Origin of the sequence: Streptomyces sp. NPDC006140, from assembly GCF_040628815.1 — a bacterium.
Classification (GTDB): domain Bacteria; phylum Actinomycetota; class Actinomycetes; order Streptomycetales; family Streptomycetaceae; genus Streptomyces.
This window is the reverse complement of record NZ_JBEXTS010000005.1, coordinates 335,236-352,410: the sequence shown is the minus strand read 5'-3', so window position 1 is coordinate 352,410 and position 17,175 is coordinate 335,236. Positions and strand designations below refer to the sequence as shown.

The 17,175-nt window shown below is 72.0% G+C and carries 10 protein-coding genes; 6 read left to right on the top strand and 4 right to left on the bottom strand.

From position 1 onward, the window contains the following. Window positions 1–83 precede the first annotated feature (83 nt). The 3 genes from ABZ386_RS17195 (at window position 84) to ABZ386_RS17185 (ending at window position 4,606) form a co-directional block, all read left to right on the top strand. A complete protein-coding gene (locus ABZ386_RS17195) occupies window positions 84–845 on the top strand; it encodes an ABC transporter ATP-binding protein (protein ID WP_351339269.1) in 762 nt (253 codons plus the stop codon). Continuing rightward, window positions 842–3,223 (top strand): ABC transporter permease, encoded by a 2,382-nt coding sequence (locus ABZ386_RS17190; RefSeq protein ID WP_358965003.1) that lies wholly within the window; start codon window positions 842–844, stop codon window positions 3,221–3,223. Before ABZ386_RS17195 ends, ABZ386_RS17190 begins: the two co-directional genes overlap by 4 nt. A gap of 114 nt (window positions 3,224–3,337) precedes the next feature. After that, window positions 3,338–4,606: an MFS transporter gene (locus tag ABZ386_RS17185; RefSeq protein ID WP_356502805.1), complete on the top strand. Its 1,269-nt coding sequence runs from the start codon at window positions 3,338–3,340 to the stop codon at window positions 4,604–4,606. Here the strand turns inward: ABZ386_RS17185 and ABZ386_RS17180 are convergent. Further along, window positions 4,588–8,346, bottom strand: coding sequence for an FG-GAP-like repeat-containing protein (locus ABZ386_RS17180; RefSeq protein ID WP_358965002.1), 3,759 nt, complete (start codon window positions 8,344–8,346; stop codon window positions 4,588–4,590). The genes ABZ386_RS17185 and ABZ386_RS17180 overlap by 19 nt on opposite strands. A 327-nt stretch (window positions 8,347–8,673) precedes the next feature. On the opposite strand from ABZ386_RS17180, the gene ABZ386_RS17175 reads away from it, so the two are divergent. Further along, the gene (locus ABZ386_RS17175; RefSeq protein ID WP_358965001.1) at window positions 8,674–11,163 is read left to right on the top strand and encodes a hypothetical protein; all 2,490 of its coding nucleotides are present in this window, start codon (window positions 8,674–8,676) and stop codon (window positions 11,161–11,163) included. Between the two features lie 58 nt (window positions 11,164–11,221). On the opposite strand, the gene ABZ386_RS17170 is transcribed toward ABZ386_RS17175, so the two are convergent. From ABZ386_RS17170 to ABZ386_RS17160, 3 genes are all read right to left on the bottom strand, one after another. Then, window positions 11,222–12,589 (bottom strand): cytochrome P450, encoded by a 1,368-nt coding sequence (locus tag ABZ386_RS17170; RefSeq protein WP_358965000.1) that lies wholly within the window; start codon window positions 12,587–12,589, stop codon window positions 11,222–11,224. A 275-nt stretch (window positions 12,590–12,864) separates the two neighbouring features. Next, window positions 12,865–14,151, bottom strand: a complete 1,287-nt coding sequence (locus tag ABZ386_RS17165; RefSeq protein ID WP_356502811.1) for a DUF418 domain-containing protein — start codon at window positions 14,149–14,151, stop codon at window positions 12,865–12,867. Window positions 14,152–14,293: 142 nt separating this feature from the next. Further along, a complete protein-coding gene (locus ABZ386_RS17160; protein WP_358964999.1) occupies window positions 14,294–14,776 on the bottom strand; it encodes a hypothetical protein in 483 nt (160 codons plus the stop codon). Between the two features lie 388 nt (window positions 14,777–15,164). Between ABZ386_RS17160 and ABZ386_RS17155 the strand changes: the two genes are divergently transcribed. Together ABZ386_RS17155 and ABZ386_RS17150 are read left to right on the top strand one after the other, a co-directional pair. After that, window positions 15,165–15,836, top strand: a complete 672-nt coding sequence (locus tag ABZ386_RS17155) for a response regulator transcription factor (protein WP_351339901.1) — start codon at window positions 15,165–15,167, stop codon at window positions 15,834–15,836. Next, complete coding sequence (locus ABZ386_RS17150; protein ID WP_351339287.1) at window positions 15,833–16,969, top strand: histidine kinase; 1,137 nt, start codon at window positions 15,833–15,835, stop codon at window positions 16,967–16,969. The genes ABZ386_RS17155 and ABZ386_RS17150 overlap by 4 nt, the downstream gene beginning before the upstream one ends. The last annotated feature ends 206 nt before the right edge of the window (window positions 16,970–17,175 follow it).

Genomic DNA, 17,175 nt, shown 5'->3' with positions numbered 1-17,175 from the left:
CGAAGGCAGTAGTGCCAGCTGGAGTATCACCTCTCGCCCGGGCGGGAATGTGCCGGGCGGTTCGCCTGCCGTTCCCTTGCAACATGACCACGACACACGCCACTTCGGCGACCGCACGGCCCGTCGAGCTGTGCTCGGTGACGAAGCGCCACGGCACCGGGGAGCAGGCCGTCACGGCTCTGGACGACGTGTCCACGCACTTCGCGGCGGGCACGATGACCGCCGTCATGGGCCCCTCCGGTTCCGGCAAATCCACCTTGCTCCACTGCGCGGCGGGTCTCGACCGGCCGACCGCCGGGCAGGTGCTGATCGGCGGCACGGATCTGGGCGGACTGGACGAGGACGCGCTGACGGTGCTGCGCCGGGAGCGGGTGGGTTTCGTCTTCCAGGAGTTCAACCTCGTGTCGGCGCTGACCGCCGCGCAGAACGTCGAACTGCCGTTGAGACTGGCCGGGCGGCGTCCTGCGGCAGCCGAGGTGCGGGCGGTGCTCTCCGCTGTCGGGCTCGGGGACCGCCTCGGACACCGGCCGAGCGAACTGTCGGGAGGCCAGCAGCAGCGAGTCGCGATCGCGCGGGCGATGATCGCGAGGCCCGCCGTCCTCTTCGCCGACGAGCCGACCGGCGCGCTGGACACCCGGGCGTCGCGGATGGTGCTGCGGCTGTTGCGGGACCTCGTGGGCAGCCAGGGCCAGACGGTCGTGATGGTGACGCACGACCCTGCCGCCGCGGCGTACGCGGATCGCGTGCTGCTTCTGGCGGACGGCCGGCTCGTGGACGAACTGCCGGGCGCCGCCGGTGCCGAGGCGATCGCGGCGCGGACCGCCGCGCTGGAGGTGGGTCCGTGATCAGCCTGGCGACGGCAAGGGAACGCTGGAGCTCCTTCCTGGGGTGCTTCGTGGCCGTGGCGCTGGGCGTCGCGGTGGTGGCGATGAGCGGGCTGGTGCTGCTGTCGGACGGCACGAAGGTGCCCCAACGGCTCGCGGGGGCACCGGTGTTGGTGCAGAGCCCGGCGGGGACGCAGACCGGTGGAGTGTTCGTGGAGAACCCGCCGTGGGCACCGCAGCGCGCCGAGGAACTACGACGGAAGCTGGCCGAGCTGCCGGGAGTCGCCGAGGCGGTGGCGGACCGGTCGTTCTACGCGCAGGCGGCGGGCACCGAACAGCGCGGGGGAGAGCGACAGGGCCACCCCTGGTCGGCCGCGGCGCTCGCCGCGTACGACTTGAGCGAGGGCAGGCCGCCTGCCACCGCGGGCGAGATCGTCCTGGACCGGTCCCTCGGGTTCGCGCCGGGCGAGCCGGTCACGGTGCTGACGGCTCGCGGGCCGCAACGGTTCTCGGTGTCCGGGACGATGAACGGCCCCGGTTACTACGTCACCGACCGGCGGGCCTCCGAACTGGCCGGCGGAGTCCGGACCATCGGGCTGCTCCTGGAGCCGGGAACCGACGCCACCCGCGCCGTGGCGGCCGCGCGGCGCGTCGTCGGCGGCGACGGCACGGTCCTGGCCGGTGCCTCCCGCGACGCGCTGGCGCCGAAGCAGGACGAGATGACCCGCTGGATCGGCGGCCAGGTACTCACCGCCATGGCGCTGCTGTCCGCCTTCGTCACGGTTTTCATCGTCTCCTCGACGTTCGCGTTCGCCGTCGCGCAGCGACGCCGTGAGTTCGGCCTGCTGCGGACGATCGGTGCCACACCGCGGCAGCTGAAGCGGCTGGTGCACGGCGAGGCCCTGGCGGTGGGCGCTGTCGCAGCGGCGGCGGGGGCACTGCTCGGCGTGGTGCTCGCGCCCACGATGACCGGGCTGCTGATCGACGCGGGCTTCCAGCCGGCGGGCTTCGAGGTGCGCCTGCGGTGGTGGGTACCGGTTGCGGCCTTCGCCTCGGGCGTGGTGGTGGCCCTCGTCGGCGTGGGGGCCGCGTCGCGCCGGGCGTCCCGGGTGAAACCGCTGGAGGCGATGCGGGAGGCGGCCGTGGACAACCGGCCGATGACGCGGCGCCGCCGGGTCGCCGGGCTGGCGGCGACGGGCGCGGGCGCGGTCTGCTCGGTGGGCACGGCCTTCGCGGGGGCCGACGGCATCGTGCTGCTGACCCTCGGGACGGCGATGAGCCTGACAGTCGGCCTGACCCTCCTCGCACCGGTGCTGGTCGGGCCCGTGATCCGGACGCTCACCCGGCCGCTCGCCCGGCGTCCCGGTGCGACGGCTGTGCTCGTACGCGAGAACATGATCACCGCGGTGCGCCGAACCTCCGCCACCGTCGCCCCGGTACTGGCGACCGTCGCCTTCGCCGTACTGATCACCAGCGCCGTGCAGATGACCCAGAGTGCCGACACCGCCCGGCAGGCCGCGGCCGTACGGGCTGAGGCGGCGGTGGTGCCCAGGGGGACGCCGGGCCTGTCGGACGCGGCGGTGGCCCGGGTCGAGGGCACGTCGCTGCTGTCGACGACCGTGTACGGCGGTGAGGGCGGAGCGGCCCTGTACGCGGCCGGGGTGTCGTCCGGTTTCGAGCAGGTGTACGCCGTGCCCGCCCCCCGCGGCGAGACGGTCGTCGTCACGGCGGCAGTGGCGGCCGCGCACGGCTGGCGGAAGGACCATGCGGCCTCGCTCACCCTCGAGGACGGCCGCACGCGGCAGTTGCACGTGACGGCCGTGGTGGACGACCCGATGCCGTACCAGGTCCTCCTCCCGCGCGACCTGGTACGCGACCACGACCCCTCCGCCCTGGCGGACGTCGCCTACCGCACCACCTCGGCCCCCACTCGCCTCCCGGCCGGGCTCGGAGCCGATGAGATCTCCGTGAAGGCGTACGCGGCCTCGGACGACGCCGAGGAGGACCGGCTGGTGTGGATCTTCACCCTGATGCTCGTCGCCGTATCGGCGGGCTACACGGCGATCGCCGTCGCCTCCACCTTGCTGACGGCCACCGCGGGCCGGGTACGCGACTTCCGCGTACTGCGCCTGTCCGGTGCGACGCCCCGCCAGGTGCTGCTGGCCCTCACCGCCGAAACCTGCTGTGTCGTCACCCTGGGCGCAGCCCTGGGACTGACGGCGGCCGCACCGGCCCTCTTCGGCACGGCCCACGGCCTTCGCGAGGAGCTGGGCCTGCCGGTGGAGCTGTCACTGGCCTGGCCCTGGCTCACGGGCGCGGTGACAGGCTGCCTCCTGCTCGGCACGGCGGCCACCGTCCTCCCGGCCCACGTCGCCCTGCGGCGTATGCGACGGGCGTGAGCGGACCGCCCGGCACGCGACGACTGATCCCGACGGACAACAGCAGGGCCCAGGTCGCTGACCTGGGCCCGGTGGACACGTCGGCCGCTTCCGCCAACCGGCAGACTTCCTGCCATGACGGAGACCTCACCCCCCACTCAGCCCACTGCCTCCACCGAGGAGCGGTGGCTGACACCGGGTGTCCGCGGGATCGGCTCCGCCAGTTTCCTCGCTGACGTCGGCCATGAGATCCCCACCGCCTTGCTGCCCAGCCTGCTCACGTCCACGCTCGGTGCTCCGGCGGCAGCCCTGGGTGCCATCGAGGGCGTCTCCGACGCGCTCGCGGGGGCCGCTCGCTTCGGCGGCGGTGTGCTGGCGGACGATCCGGGCCGACGCCGCAAGGTCGCGGTGGGCGGGTACGCGACCACCGCCGTACTCGGTGCCGCCACGGCAGGGGCGACGGCGGTGTGGCAGGTCGGCGTACTGCGAGCGGCGGCCTGGACGGCCCGCGGGCTCCGGGTTCCGGCCCGCAACGCGCTGCTGGCCGACATCGTCCCGGCCGAGGCGTACGGCCGGGCGTACGGGTTCGAGCGGATGATGGACAATCTCGGCGCCGTCTTCGGCCCCCTCCTCGCCCTCGGCCTGGTCGCCTGGCTCGGCGTGCAGTGGGCGATCGGCCTGTCCGTCATCCCCGGTCTGCTCGCCGCCGCGGCGATCGTCTACGCGATCCGCAGGACACCGCGCCCCACCAGCCGTGACCGAGTGCCGCTGAAGATCCGCGTCAGGCCCGTGCTGTCCGGGGACCTGGGCAGGCTGCTGGGCGCGGTCGCGGCTTTCGAGGTCGGCAACGTCGCCGCCACGCTGCTGATTCTGCGGGCCTCGGAGCTGCTGGCGCCGGAGCACGGGACGAAGACCGCGACCACGATCGCGCTCGGTCTGTACACCGCCTACAACGTCGCTGCGACGATCGCCTCCGTTCCCGCCGGACGGCTCTCCGACAGACTCGGCGCCCGTGGCCCTGTCCTCGTCCTGGCCGGAGGCGTCGCCGCCTTCGGCCTCTCCTACGGCCTGTTCGCCCTCGACATGACCGCCGTCGCCGTCCTGGCCGTTCCGTTCCTCCTGGCCGGCGTGGGCATCGGCGCGGTCGAGACCGCCCAGCACTCCGCCGTCGCCGCCCTCGCCCCCGAGGAACTGCGCGGCTCCGCCTTCGGGCTGCTCGCCACCGTCCAGTCCCTGGGCAACCTCGTCGCCAGTGGCATCGCGGGCATCCTGTGGAGCGTCGCCTCACCGACGGCCGCCTTCTGCTACCTCACCGCCTGGATGGGCGTCGCCCTGGCCGGACTCCTCCTCGCCGCACGACCCGCCGCCGGGCGCACGGCGCCGACTCAGAAGAGTGCCTTGTAGCCCTGCCATCCGGTGGCGATCTTCACCCGGCCGGAGAACGAGCCGCTGCCGTTGCCGCTGTTGCGCCACAGGTTGCCGGAGGTGTCCCGGGAGACGAGGTCCGCCTTCCCGTCACGGGTGATGTCCCCGACGCCGACGACGACGTTGTACGCCGCACCCCAGTCGTCGAACACCTTCGTCCGGGAGGCGAACTTCGCCGTGCCCGTGCCGTTGTAGCGCCACAGCTCGTTCGAGGCGTCCTGCGCCACCAGATCCCCGTGGCCGTCGCCGTTCAGATCCCCGACCCCGACGACCTTCTTGTAGCCCTTCCAGTTGTCGTACAGCTTCACCCGCGTCGCCAACTTCCCGTCGCTGGTGCCCTTGTGCAGGTACATCGCCCCGGTGGAGGAGCTGCGGGTGATCAGATCCGCCCGCCCGTCACCGGTGATGTCCCCCGGCGAGGTCAGCACGTCGTACTGGTTCCAGCCCGTGCCCAGTGACACGTACGACGTCGACGGCGTGACCGCCTTCCCGCAGCCCGGCCGGTACGCCCGCACGGAGCCGTCGGCCATCCGCACCAGCACGTCATTGCACCGGTCACCGTTCACGTCCCCGAACGGGATCGCCCTGACCGATGCCGGCCAGCCCGAGCCGCTGGTCTTGCCCGAGAAGACACCCGTACCGGAACCGTGGTGGAAGGTGAGCGAGCCGCTGGAGTTCAGCGTCAGCAGGTCCCCGACGCCGTCCGGCACCGAACCGGTACCCGCGTGGTCCCTGGGCGCCGCCGTGATGACGCGTGCGGAGGACTCGGCGGTCGTGCTCTGCCAGCCGCTCTTGCGTGCGGTGACGGCGACGGTCACCTTCTTGCCGCGCAGCGAGGCGGGCACCAGGTACGTGGCGGCGGTGGCCCCCGAGATCACCTGGCCGTCGGCCTTCCACTGGTAGGTGTACGAGTCCGGGGCCGGCGTCCAGGAGCCGGGCGCGGCAGTGAGCCTGGAGCCGACCCGGGCGGTGCCGGTGACGGCCGGGGCCGTGGTGTTCTTCAGCGGGGCCGGGCTGACCGTGAAGGAGCCACGCGGGTACTCCCAGCCGTTGTGGGTGATGACGCTGAGGTTCCAGTCGCCCGGGGTGAGTCCGGTCAGGTCCAGAACGGCCGTCAGGGACTTCCGGTCGGTCGCCACCGAGGTGGTGGTGGACTCGACCGTCCTGCCGGACTTGCTGATCCGTACCTTGTCGTCCTCGTGCAGGGCGGTGCCCGTCACGGTCACCGTGGTCCTGGCGCCGCTGACGCCGCCGGCCGGGGTGACCGTGCCGACGGTGATCTTCTCGGTGCCGCAGAGTGAGGACGTGCAGACGAGTTCCGCCCGGTAGGCGGTCTGCGAGGCCTTCTCGGGCAGCCCGACGACCAGGATGCTCGGGGTGACCCCCGTCGTGTACGGCTCATTCACCGAGCACTTGTAGCCGGTCGGGATGTACTGCGTGCAGGTGTTGTCCAGGCTGGCGTCGTACAGCGCGGGCACGGCCGTCTGGGTGCCGCCCGCGGTGTCGCCGGCCACGAAGTCGAAGCGGTCGCTGTACGCGGTGGGCAGCGCCGCGCAGACCGCGCTGTGCTGCTCGTCCAGGGTGCCGGTGACCGGCCCGTACCCGTAGCTGACGTTCGGGGCCTTGGCGCACTCGGCGGCCGGTCCGGCGGGGGTCGCGATGCGCAGCGCGTCGAACCGGTAGGACGCGGCGGCCTTCAGGTTCGCCGGGACGGTGACGAGGACCTGGTAGCTGGTGGAGCCGGTGACCGCGCACGCCTTGTTGCGGTACGAGCAGACGGCCTCGCCCTCCGCGTCGTACACCAGGATGTTGGCGGTGCCCAGCGGGTCGCGGACATCGAGGTGCAGGGTGTCGCCGGCGTCGGCGGTGGTCACCTGACGGCAGAGCAGCAGGCCGGGTGCGGCCGGAGTGCCGCCCGTGGACGGGCCGCCCACCGCGGTCGCCGGGTTCGCCGCGCAGCCCCGGGCGGTGGCGGTGACGTCACGCCGGGCGAGGGTGTACTCGGCGGCGGTGTCGCGGCCGGTGACCAGCACCGTGTGCGCGACGCCCGGGGCGAGGGCACAGGTGCTCCAGGTGGACAGGGAGGGCCAGACGTCACAGACCTGCTTGCCGTCGGCGTCCAGCACCGAGAACTCGGCGGTGGAGCCGCCGGAGACGGCCCGCAGCTGGAGGTTCTCCCTCGCGCTGTGGTCGTCCGCCGGGATGGACAGGCAGTGGGAGAAGACGCCGTCGCCGGTGCCGAACCGGGCCGTGGCGCCGACGGCCGTGAAGTCGCCCGCGGTGATGGCCGGGCAGCCGCTCGCCGCGTCGGTGCGGTGCAGGGCGAGGCGGTACGAGCCGGTCGCCGTGTTGTCGTCGTCGGTGGACACCAGGGCGCGGAACGGGGCGGCCCCGGTCAGCGCGCAGGTGCCCGCGCCGAGGGACTCCCCGTTGCACCGCTGGACGCCGTCGGCGTCGACGACCACGACCTCCGGCTGCGGAGCAGGACCGCTCAGGGGCGTCAGCGCGGCCATCCGGGCGCCCCCGGGCAGCGGCAGTGTCAGGCAGTCGGTCTCGCCCGCCGTGGCGAAGGTGCCCTGGTGAGTGCCGAGTTCGACGGGCTCGCAGCCGGCGGTGCCGGCGCGGTCGAGGATGAGGGTGGGGTGGCCGGTGAGGACGGTGTAGTCACCGGCGGGGATGCCGCAGCCGGCGCACACGGTCTTCCCCCCACGGTCGTACACGGGGAGAGAGGAACGGGCCCCGTCCGTCACCTCGTACACGCTGTACCGTCCGGCCCGCGCGGCGGTGAAGACCTTGCAGCCGGTGGCCGGATCCACCGTGGTGGGGGCGGAGTTGTACGCGTTCACCGGGACACGCGCACAACCCGCGGGGTCGGACAACCGGCGGATCTTCAGGGTGTACGGGGCGGGGAAGCCGCGCTCGGCCTGGCGGACGTGCCCCAGCACCCGGTACGGCCCGTCGCCGGGCAGCACACACCCGTCGCTGTCGTCCTCGTTGAAGTGCGGGCAGATATGGGCACCCGTCTCGTCGGTGATCCAGTTGACGCTCTCGCCGTGCGTGTCGGTGCCGAAGTCGACCGTGATCCGCTCGCCGGGCTTTCCCGTGAAGGGATGGCACACGAGGCCGTACGGAGAGACCGCGGAGCCGGTGACCGGGGGCAGGTCCCACGAGGTGCCGGTCTCCCGCGCACAGCCCGCGGTGGTGGCCAGCGGGGTGACGGTCACGGGGATCTCGCGACTCCCGGTCCCCCAGCTGGTGTTGGTCAGCTTCAGGGTGAAGGCACCGGCGCGAGGCAGCTCGCACCAGCCGTCGCCCCACGTGAAGTCGTAGCAGTCCAACGGGGTCTCGCCGTCGAAGACCTCGGCGGTCGTCGCGGTCCTCTCCGTCAGCACGCGGTGCAGGCCGGGCCGCTCGGCGGTGAAGGTGAAGCAGGCGCTGCCGTCGGCGGCGACCGTCGCCTTGCCCACCGCGGAACCCGGGTCGCCGAAGGGGGCGAGCGGAAGGGTGGCGCAGTCCTCGGCGGTGGCGGAGGAGGAGGCGGCGGAGGCCGGGGCCGGCGACGGGGCCGGGGCCGAGGCGGACGACGCGGTACTGCCGCCGTCGGACGCCTGCGCGGCGCCGACCGGGAGAAGGGCCGTCAGCAGGACCGACAGGGTGAGTGCGAACAGGAGCGCGGTGTACGCCGCGGATCTGCCGCGTACGCGCAGACGGTAGGGCATGGCGTTCCCCCCAGGACGGCGTCGAGCGACGCAGGTGAATGCCGGGGCCCAGGTGACCGCGGGTCGAGGGCGGCGCACGGCGAAATCAGGCGAATGATCGCACAGGTGTGCCTCTTGAGGTACGGGCGTGGCGCTTGGTGTGCATGACAATCAAGCTGGCGATCTCCGGAACGCCCTTTAGAGTGAGCCGATCTCCCCTGCGGCAGATGCGCCGGGGGCGGTCTCAGGGGAAACAGGCAGGGGGGGCAATTGATGTTCGTTTTGCGCACAGGGCGGGTTCGAAGATGCGCCGCGGCGGGGCTGTGCGGAGCAGCACTGACCGCCTCGATGCTGCTCGCGCCCGCGGCGACCGCGTCGGACAGCGGACCGGCCACGGTGGGGGCGGTCTCGTCGGCGACGGACGTGGCCCTCGGCGCCAGGAGCGTCGCGCTGGGGCACGACGGGCGCCTCGAGCTCATCGACGGACGTGACGTCCGGGTGACGGCGGACGCGCAAGGCGCGGCCCACGCAACCCGCTACTCGGTCGCGTCGGTGAACGGCACGGTGTCCGTGCGGCCGACCGGGACGTCCGCGGCAGACCGCACCACCGCGAAACTTCCGCTGACGGCGCGACCCAGAAGCACGCAGAGCGTTCCCACGACGATGAGCGCCGCCGCGTCGACGTACGCGGTCAAGCTGACCATCACGAACGCCGACGTCCGGTCGAAGCTGTTCTATGTCTGGGACCGCCGCACGTGGACGTCGTACGCCGTCGACAGCGACACCGCCGGCGCCTCGTCGACCGTGAAGCTGCCGCCGGGTGACTACTTCTCGGTCGCGCTGCACAACGACTGGCAGCAGCCGAGCTACCTGCTCACCCGTACCTTCTCGGTCGGTTCGGCCGCCAAGACGGTGACCTTCGACCAGCGGGCGGCCAAGGAGACCGCGATCCGCACCGACGACACCACCGCCACCCGGGACGCGTCCGCCGTGTGGATCAGCGTCCCGGGCGGCGGCCTGGCGGGCTTCGCCGGCTCGGGGGCCGACAAGGTGTACGTCACTCCGTTCTCGGTGAGCGGCGTCTCCCTGCGCCTGCACGAGGTGCTCGGCAAGAAGGGCGCCTCGGCGAGCGTGCCCAGCCCCTACCGCTACGACCTCACGCACAGCTTCACCACCACCGTGCCCGCCTCACCCGTCGCGACGGTCCGTACGTCGGCCCTGGCGAAGACCGTCACGAAGGTGGGCGCCCCGGGTACGCGGACGACGGCCGCCCTGCAGAGCGTCCCGTCCTTCGGCGAGCAGACGGGCGTCTACATCGGCGCCGCGGTGCCGGTTGCCGGTTCGGTCACCGAGTACGCCACCCCGGGCGTCACCTACAGCCGACTGCTGTCCTACGGCACCGGCGACCTGACCCTGAACCTCCCGGACCGCACGTTGCCCGCCGGGACCGGCACCGGTGAGACCCTGGGCGCGGCCCCGCTGCAGCCGCTCCGCCGGGAGTGGGGCGGTTCGCAGCGGAACTCCGGGAAGATCTGGCTCTACGAGCCGCACGCCTTCGGCGACACGAACGGGCACGCGGGCACCGACGGCCGCGCGACGTACTCGTACAAGCTCACCTCCTCCGACGGCGTCACCTACGCCCAGGCCGACGGCCTCGACGCGTACGACACACTGACGTCGTCCAGCCTGCCGTCGCTGCAGCGGACGTACACCCTCGACCAGACCGTCCACCGCCGTGTCCCGTACTCCCGGCTCTCCACGGACGTACGCAACGAGTGGACGTTCCGCTCGGACTACGCGGAAGGCCAGGAACTCCCGCTGATCGACGCCCGGTTGAGCGTTCCGGGGCTCGACGGGTACGGCCGCGCGGCCGCCGGCCCGGTCCGGGTCCAGGCGAGCGCGACCACCCGCAACACGGACGCGGCTCAGGCGAACACCAGGATCACCGGGCTCGCCTACTCCACGGACGACGGGACGACCTGGACGGATCTGCCCGTCGCGTCCGACGGCTCGGCCACTCTCGACGTGCCCGCCACCGCCTCCTTCGTCTCCCTGCGCGTCACCGCCGCCGACGACCGGGGAGGCAGCCTCCGCCGCACCATCGAGCGGGCGTTCGCCGGCCCGGCGCCACGGGGCGACGAGACGGTGGGAGCGACCCGCATCTCGAACGTCGTGGTCAACGGGGGCAAGCCGGTGGAGCTGACCGACGAGCCGCTGCAGGAGTTCAAGGCGAAGTTCACCGCCACGGACCCGTCGGGGATCGCGAACGGAGACATGTACCTCTACAAGGGTTCGTACGACACCCCCGACGCCGTCCTCTACGGGACCTGGCCGGCGGCCTGCACCGAGGCCAACGCGACCACGTCCACCTGCGAGGCGCACTTCGCCTACGTCGAGCCGCGCTGGACCCTCGGCCGGAACTCCCTCGCCGGCACCTGGAAGCTGGCTGCCTGGGCCGAGTCCGCGGACGGTACGGGCCATGTCGACCTGCGCACCGCCAAGTCGGCGCCCGTCCTGCGCGACGCGACGCTGACGGCCAACGCCGCTCCCGAGCCGGTCGCCAAGGGCAAGACCCTCACCATCACCGGCAAGCTCTCCCGCGTGGACTGGGAGACGCGCGGCGGCTACCACGGCTACGCCGGTCAGAAGGTGAAGCTGCAGTTCCGCAAGAAGGGGACGTCCACGTACACGACCGTGAAGACGATCACCACCGACAGCTCCGGAAACCTGAAGACCACGGCGAAGGCGTCTACGGACGGCTACTGGCGTTACACCTTCGCCGGCTCGTCCACCACCGCACCCGCCACCGCCTCGGGCGACTACGTCGACGTCCGCTGACCGCGCCGACCCGAAACCAGCCCCTGCCCAGCGGCGATAGCGAACTGCAACTGGAGTGCTAAAGGCCGGCCCCGGCTCGGGGGCGGTTGCGGGGGCGGATGGTCATCCGCAGTTCGCGCGGCCGCACGGTGAGCCGGGCGACCTGGCGGACGAGCTGTCCCTCGGCGAGTTCCAGCCGTACCGAACGCAGCATCGTCGCGACCGCCGTGACCATCTCGGTGCGGGCGAAACGGTCCCCCATGCACTTGTGCTTGCCCTCCCCGAAGGGCAGGAACGCGCCCGGCGGAGGCTCCTGCGCGGGGTCGTTCCACCGGTCCGGGTCGAAGGTGAGCGGATGGGGGAAGCGCTCGGGGTCGCGGTGCAGGGCGTGCTGACAGTAGGCCAGTTCGGTGCCGGCGGGCAGCGTCCACGCGCCGAGCCGGGTCTCCTCGGTGGTACGGCGGGTGACCAGCCAGCCGGGGTGGTGCAGCCGCAGGGTCTCGGTGATCACCCGGTTCAGGTACGGCAGCCGGGGCACGTCGTCGAAGGTGACCGGCCGTTCGCCGAGGACCTCGTCCAGCTCGGCCAGGACCCGGGCCTCGATGCCGGGGTGGCGGGCGAGTTCGTACAGGGTCCAGGACAGCACCGACGCGGTGGTCTCGGTGCCCGCCACGGCCAGGGTGAGGATCTCGGAGCAGATCTGATCCCCGGTCAACGGCTCGCCGGTCTCCTCGTCGACGGCGCGCAGCAGCATGGAGAGCATGTCCCCGGTGTCGTGCCCGGAGGCCTGCAGTTCGTCGACGGCGTTGTTGACGGTGGCGCGTACGCCGGCCCGGGCCCGGTCGAAGCGGCGGTTGAAGGGCAGCGGCAGGCGCTCGGCCCAGTCGGGCAGCATCATGCGCACGCCGACGTCGTTCATCACCACCGACAGGTCGCTGCGCAGTCGGCGGAAGACGGCGTCGTCGAGGCTGCCGGAGAACACCGTCTTGGCCAGCATGTCGAGGCTCAGCCCGACCATCGCCTCGCGTACGTCGAGGGCCCGCCCGGGTTCCCAGCCGGCGACCGTGGCCGTCACCTCGGCGCGCATGATGTCGACGTACCGGCTGATCTCGGCGTGGGCGAACGCCGGTTGCACCTGGCGACGTTTGCGTACGTGAGTCCGGCCGGTGGCGGTGACGACACTGTCGCCCAGCAGTTGGCCCAGCTTGTCGTAGAGCCGGCCCTTGTCGAGGGTGGGCGCCAGGGCTTTGAGCATCTGGTGGATCAGGGCCGGGTCCTGGACGACGACGGTGCGCGTCCCCGGTTGCAGGACGATCTCGACCAGTGGCTCCCGCGTCTCGCGCAGCGAGTCGATGAAGCCGAGGTTGTCGCGCATTTTCAGAGCGTGGCCGATGAACGGAAACGATCCTGCGGCCCGAGGTATGGGGGGAGGCGCAGTGGACGTCACGGGTCATCCCTTCACGTCAATCTGGGGCACCCCTATGACTTCCCTGACCTTTCCCCAGCGCAATCCTGTCATGAACGTGTCCTGCGACACCTGTCGAGGCGGTTGAGGCCGACGGTGACGTTGCCGGTGTTGTCGTTGAGCCGGCGCATCCTCACCGAGACCGCCTGCCAGTCGGCCAGGACCACAGCCGAAGCCCGCAAGGGCGATCCCCTTGCGGGCCGGGCAGGCCGTCCAGGCCGGGGTGGGACATGAAGCCGAGCCGCCCCGACCGGACCTCACCGGATGTACTTGGCGGGCCTGGTGGCCGTGTTGAGCAGATACTCCAGGGGGCCGCGGCGGAAGAAGCGGGACCAGATCGCGGCGAACACGATCGCCCCGAGGATGTACAGGAGCACGGGCACCCAGGACTTCGTGGTGCCGGCGCCGGAAGCGGGCCACGCGGACTGTGCGAGGAAGTGGCCGACGTAGGCCGTCAGCGACATGGTGCCCACGGCGATGACCGGTTTCGCCAGGCGGCGCAGTCGCGGCAGGCGGTCCATCAGCACCGTCGCGCCCACGGTCACGAGGATCGCGACGCCCACGCTGCCGATGATGTCGAACGTGGTGCCGGTGTGCGGCCCGGCACCCAGCAGGTCCGAGGCCGACGACACGAGCTGCTCGCCGCCCCCGCCGCCACCCGATCCCGCCCCCGGGCCACCGGACCACGAACCGGAACCGCCCGACCAGGACCCGGAGCCGCTGGGCGACCCCCCGGTCCCGGCGAACACCGCGTCCTTGCCCGCAAGCAGCAGGGACAGGCCGTACGCAGCCACGGTGAGGGCGGCGCCGAGTACGGCAAGGCGCCGCTGGACGGCGCGGGCGGACAGGTCGAGGCGGGCCAGCGCCATCCCGGCGATCAGGAACGGCATCCAGGTGATCGTCGGATAGAGGCCCGTGAGCAGCAGATCGACGACCCCCACGTCGTTGAGCTTCTCAAGCGGGTCGTAGGCGTTGATGCTCTGCAGGACGGACCCGCTCAGCCACATCCTCAGGACGAACGCCAGCTGCGGCGTGACGAGCGCGAGCCCCGCAGCGATGATCGCCAGTGTCCTGGCGGACAGCCGCAGCAGGGGCAGGGCGAGGAGGAAGTAGACGCCGTAGAAGCCGAGGATGATGACGTCCCCGTACTCGATCGCCAGCACGCTGCCGAGCACCAGCAGGATCACGGCGCGGATCGCGATCCGGGCCTTCGCCCGGCGGCCGGCGAGGCCGGTCCTCGGCTCGAAGCGGCCTGCGATCAGCATCAGTGAGAAACCGGCGAGGGTGGCGAACAGGACCGACGAGTGGCCGTCGGCCAGGAACCGGACCCATGTACCGACGCCGCTCGTGCTCTCCAGCATCGGACCGATGTGCACGACGTACATGCCGAACACGGCCAGCGCGCGGGCCAGATCCACCCCGACCAGACGTCCCATCGAGGGACCGCCGGTGGCCTTCCCGCCGGATCCGGGCGAGGTCGCGGACCGTGGAGGCGAGTTCTCCTGCGGAGCGGACGTTTCCTGCGGCGGCTGTATCTGTGTCATACGGAAGATGCTTCGGGGCCGTCAGGAGGCGAACCATCCGGCAGGCTTCGGTAACACCCCCGCCGACCGGCCGGGACCGCCCCGCCGACCGGCGGAACAGCACCGCGTGGGCCGGTCGGCGGTCCCTGGACGGTCGACTGCCCTACTTGATGAGGGCGTTGGCCACCACGACCGCCAGCCCGAGCAACGTGTCCACCATGCCGATCTTCAAGGCGGAGCCCCACGTGCGACCGGCAGCACGGGCCGCGAGCAGGCCCCAGGCGAACAGCAGCACCACGTTCACGGCGAAGGCCACGTACTCGATGCCCGCCGAGGGCCACCACCCCCAGCCCGCGCCGAGCAGCAGGACCAGCGTCGGCACCGTCGCCACCACCAACGGCCACTCGGACACCAACAGCCGCACCCCGGCACGCACACCGTGATGGGTCCGGTCGCCGCGCAGGGCGATCAGATGGGCGTACCCGTGCGCCAAGGCCGAGGCGACGGCCGTGACCAGGAGCCACTGGGCGCAGCTGAACCGGTCGGCGGGCGCCGTCTCACCCTGCTCCGTCAGGGCGGCCACCATGGAGCTGGCCAGTACCGCCCCGTACACGCCCCCGCCGCGCCGCACAGCGGCGCAGAGCACGGACAGGCTGGCACAGGTACGAGCGGGGCATGGCTGGGCGATCCTCGAACGGTACGGAAATCGACTGCGGCCCGCAGACTCGGGCGGGTCCACGGACCGATCCCACCGGACGAGTACCGCCGACACCATCCGCCGGGCCTCGCCCACCCGCCCGCCGACGGGCCGGAGCGCTCCCCCCGAGCGGCTGGAACCGGCCTGCCGGGTGGCGGGTGTCCACGGTGGCCGCACCGCCGCGCGCCCTGCCGCACGTACTGTCGACACCAGGCGATCACCGTACGAGAACTACGAGAACTACGAGAACGTGGCCGCCCCGATGCTGGGGTGTACTGGTCGCCGAGAAGCTGGACAGAGCAGACGAGTGTGAGGCGGAACACCGGTGATCCGGGTAGTGGTGGTGGACGACGAGGCGCTGGTGCGGTCCGGGTTCGAGCTGATCCTGAACGCCTCCGACGGCATCCAGGTCGTGGCGACCGCGGAAGGAACGCAGGCCGTCGACGTGATCCGGCGCGAGCAGCCGGACGTCGTGCTCCTCGACATCCGTATGCCGGACGTGGACGGCCTGACCGTCCTGAGGGAGATCCAGGCGCTGCCCGAACCGCCGACGGCGGCCATGCTGACCACCTTCGACACCGACGAGTACATCCTGACCGCGCTGCACTCGGGAGCCGCGGGCTTCCTCCTCAAGGACACCGAGCCCGAACAACTCGCCCAACTCGTACGCACCCTGGCCGCGGGCGGGGTGGTGATGTCCCCGAAGGCATCGCGGGCTCTGCTGCGCGGCCATCCTGGGGCGGACGCGCCCCAGGTCGCGGAGGACGTGGCGCGCGTGAACCTGCTCACCGACCGCGAACGTGACGTCCTCGTCCTGATCGCGGAAGGACTGTCCAACGCCGACATCGGCACCCGCATCCATCTGAGCGCGGGCACCGTCAAGGACCACGTCAGCTCGATCCTGACCAAGCTCCGGGTCGCCGGCCGCGTCCAGGCGGCGCTCCTCGCGGAGCGGGCCGGACTGCTCAGCGACGACGGCGCCGACCCGGCACGGGGCAACGGGCGATGAGCACGGGCCAGGCACGGTGGCGGCGGGTGCCGCCCTGGGCCGTCGACGCGGGCCTCGTCGTGCTCGCCGCGCTCGACGCCTGGATCAACCTCTACGGCGAGGCGACACCGTTCATGTGGGCCTGCGCCGCCCTCGGCTGCGCCGTACTGTTCCTGCGCAGGCGCTTTCCCCTGGCCGTGTTCCTGCTGTCACTGCCCATGACCCTGTTCATGGACGTGGCAGTCGCGCCGATGGCCGCCCTGTACACACTGGCCACGCGCACCCGCAACCGCCTGCTGCTGGCCGGCTGCGCCCTGCTGAACGCGACGGCGGGCACCCTCGCCTGGCCCCTGTCCGGCACGTTCTCCGGCGACGGGTTCCCCGGTGACCGGACCTGGACCCTCATCGATTTCGTCTACACGCTGGCCACGGCCTTCGTCCCCATCCTGTTCGGCCAGCTCGTGCAGGCCAGACACGACGTGGCCCGCCAGCTCGTCGAGGTCGAAGTGGCCCGCGAGCACGAACGCGCCCTGTACGCCCAGACCGTCCTCGCCCGCGAGCGCGCCCAACTGGCCCGCGAGATGCACGACGTCGTCTCCCACCAGGTCAGCCTCATCGCCGTACAGGCCGGAGCCCTGCAGGTCGCCGCCAAGGACCCCGACGCCCGCGACGCCGCCCGCACCATCCGCACCCTGAGCGTGAACACCCTCGACGAACTCCGCCACATGGTCACCCTGCTGCGCGCCTCCGGCGGCAAGGAAACCGAACTCACCCCCCAGCCCACCCTCGCCGACCTCCAGCAGCTGATCGCCAACAGCGGCATCGAGACCACCCTGACCGGCGGGCTCCCGCCCGGCATCAGCACGACCGCGCAGCGCACCGTCTACCGCACGGTCCAGGAAGCCCTCACGAACGTACGCAAGCACGCCCCCGGCGCCAGCGCCGACGTCCACCTGTGGCACGACGCACACCACTTCGGCGTCACGATCACCAACACCGCCCCCACCCGCCCCTCCGTCGCCCTGCCCAGCGCCCGGCACGGCCTGATCGGCCTGAAAGAACGCGCCGAACTGCTCGACGGCACCCTCACCGCCGAACCCACCCCCCAGGGCGGATACAAAACCGAACTACGGGCCCCCACCCGGCCCGCCTGAAACAACCCGCCCGACGCAGCTCGACGCCACGGATTCGCATCGGACTGGACAACAAACAAACCCCAGGCCACTGACCTGGGGTTTCTCTCCGGAGCGGATGACGAGAATCGAACTCGCGCCCTCAGCTTGGGAAGCGACGGCGCCTGCACAGGCTCCATGGCCCTGACCAGCACGGATACCTAAACCTGGGGGTGGTCGTGAGCGTC

Coding starts and splice junctions, on each gene's coding strand:
- ABZ386_RS17195 (WP_351339269.1), top strand. CDS start 84: ATGACCACGACACACGCCACTTCGGCGACCGCACGGCCCGTCGAGCTG.
- ABZ386_RS17185 (WP_356502805.1), top strand. CDS start 3,338: ATGACGGAGACCTCACCCCCCACTCAGCCCACTGCCTCCACCGAGGAG.
- ABZ386_RS17180 (WP_358965002.1), bottom strand. CDS start 8,346: ATGCCCTACCGTCTGCGCGTACGCGGCAGATCCGCGGCGTACACCGCG.
- ABZ386_RS17175 (WP_358965001.1), top strand. CDS start 8,674: ATGCTGCTCGCGCCCGCGGCGACCGCGTCGGACAGCGGACCGGCCACG.
- ABZ386_RS17165 (WP_356502811.1), bottom strand. CDS start 14,151: ATGACACAGATACAGCCGCCGCAGGAAACGTCCGCTCCGCAGGAGAAC.
- ABZ386_RS17150 (WP_351339287.1), top strand. CDS start 15,833: ATGAGCACGGGCCAGGCACGGTGGCGGCGGGTGCCGCCCTGGGCCGTC.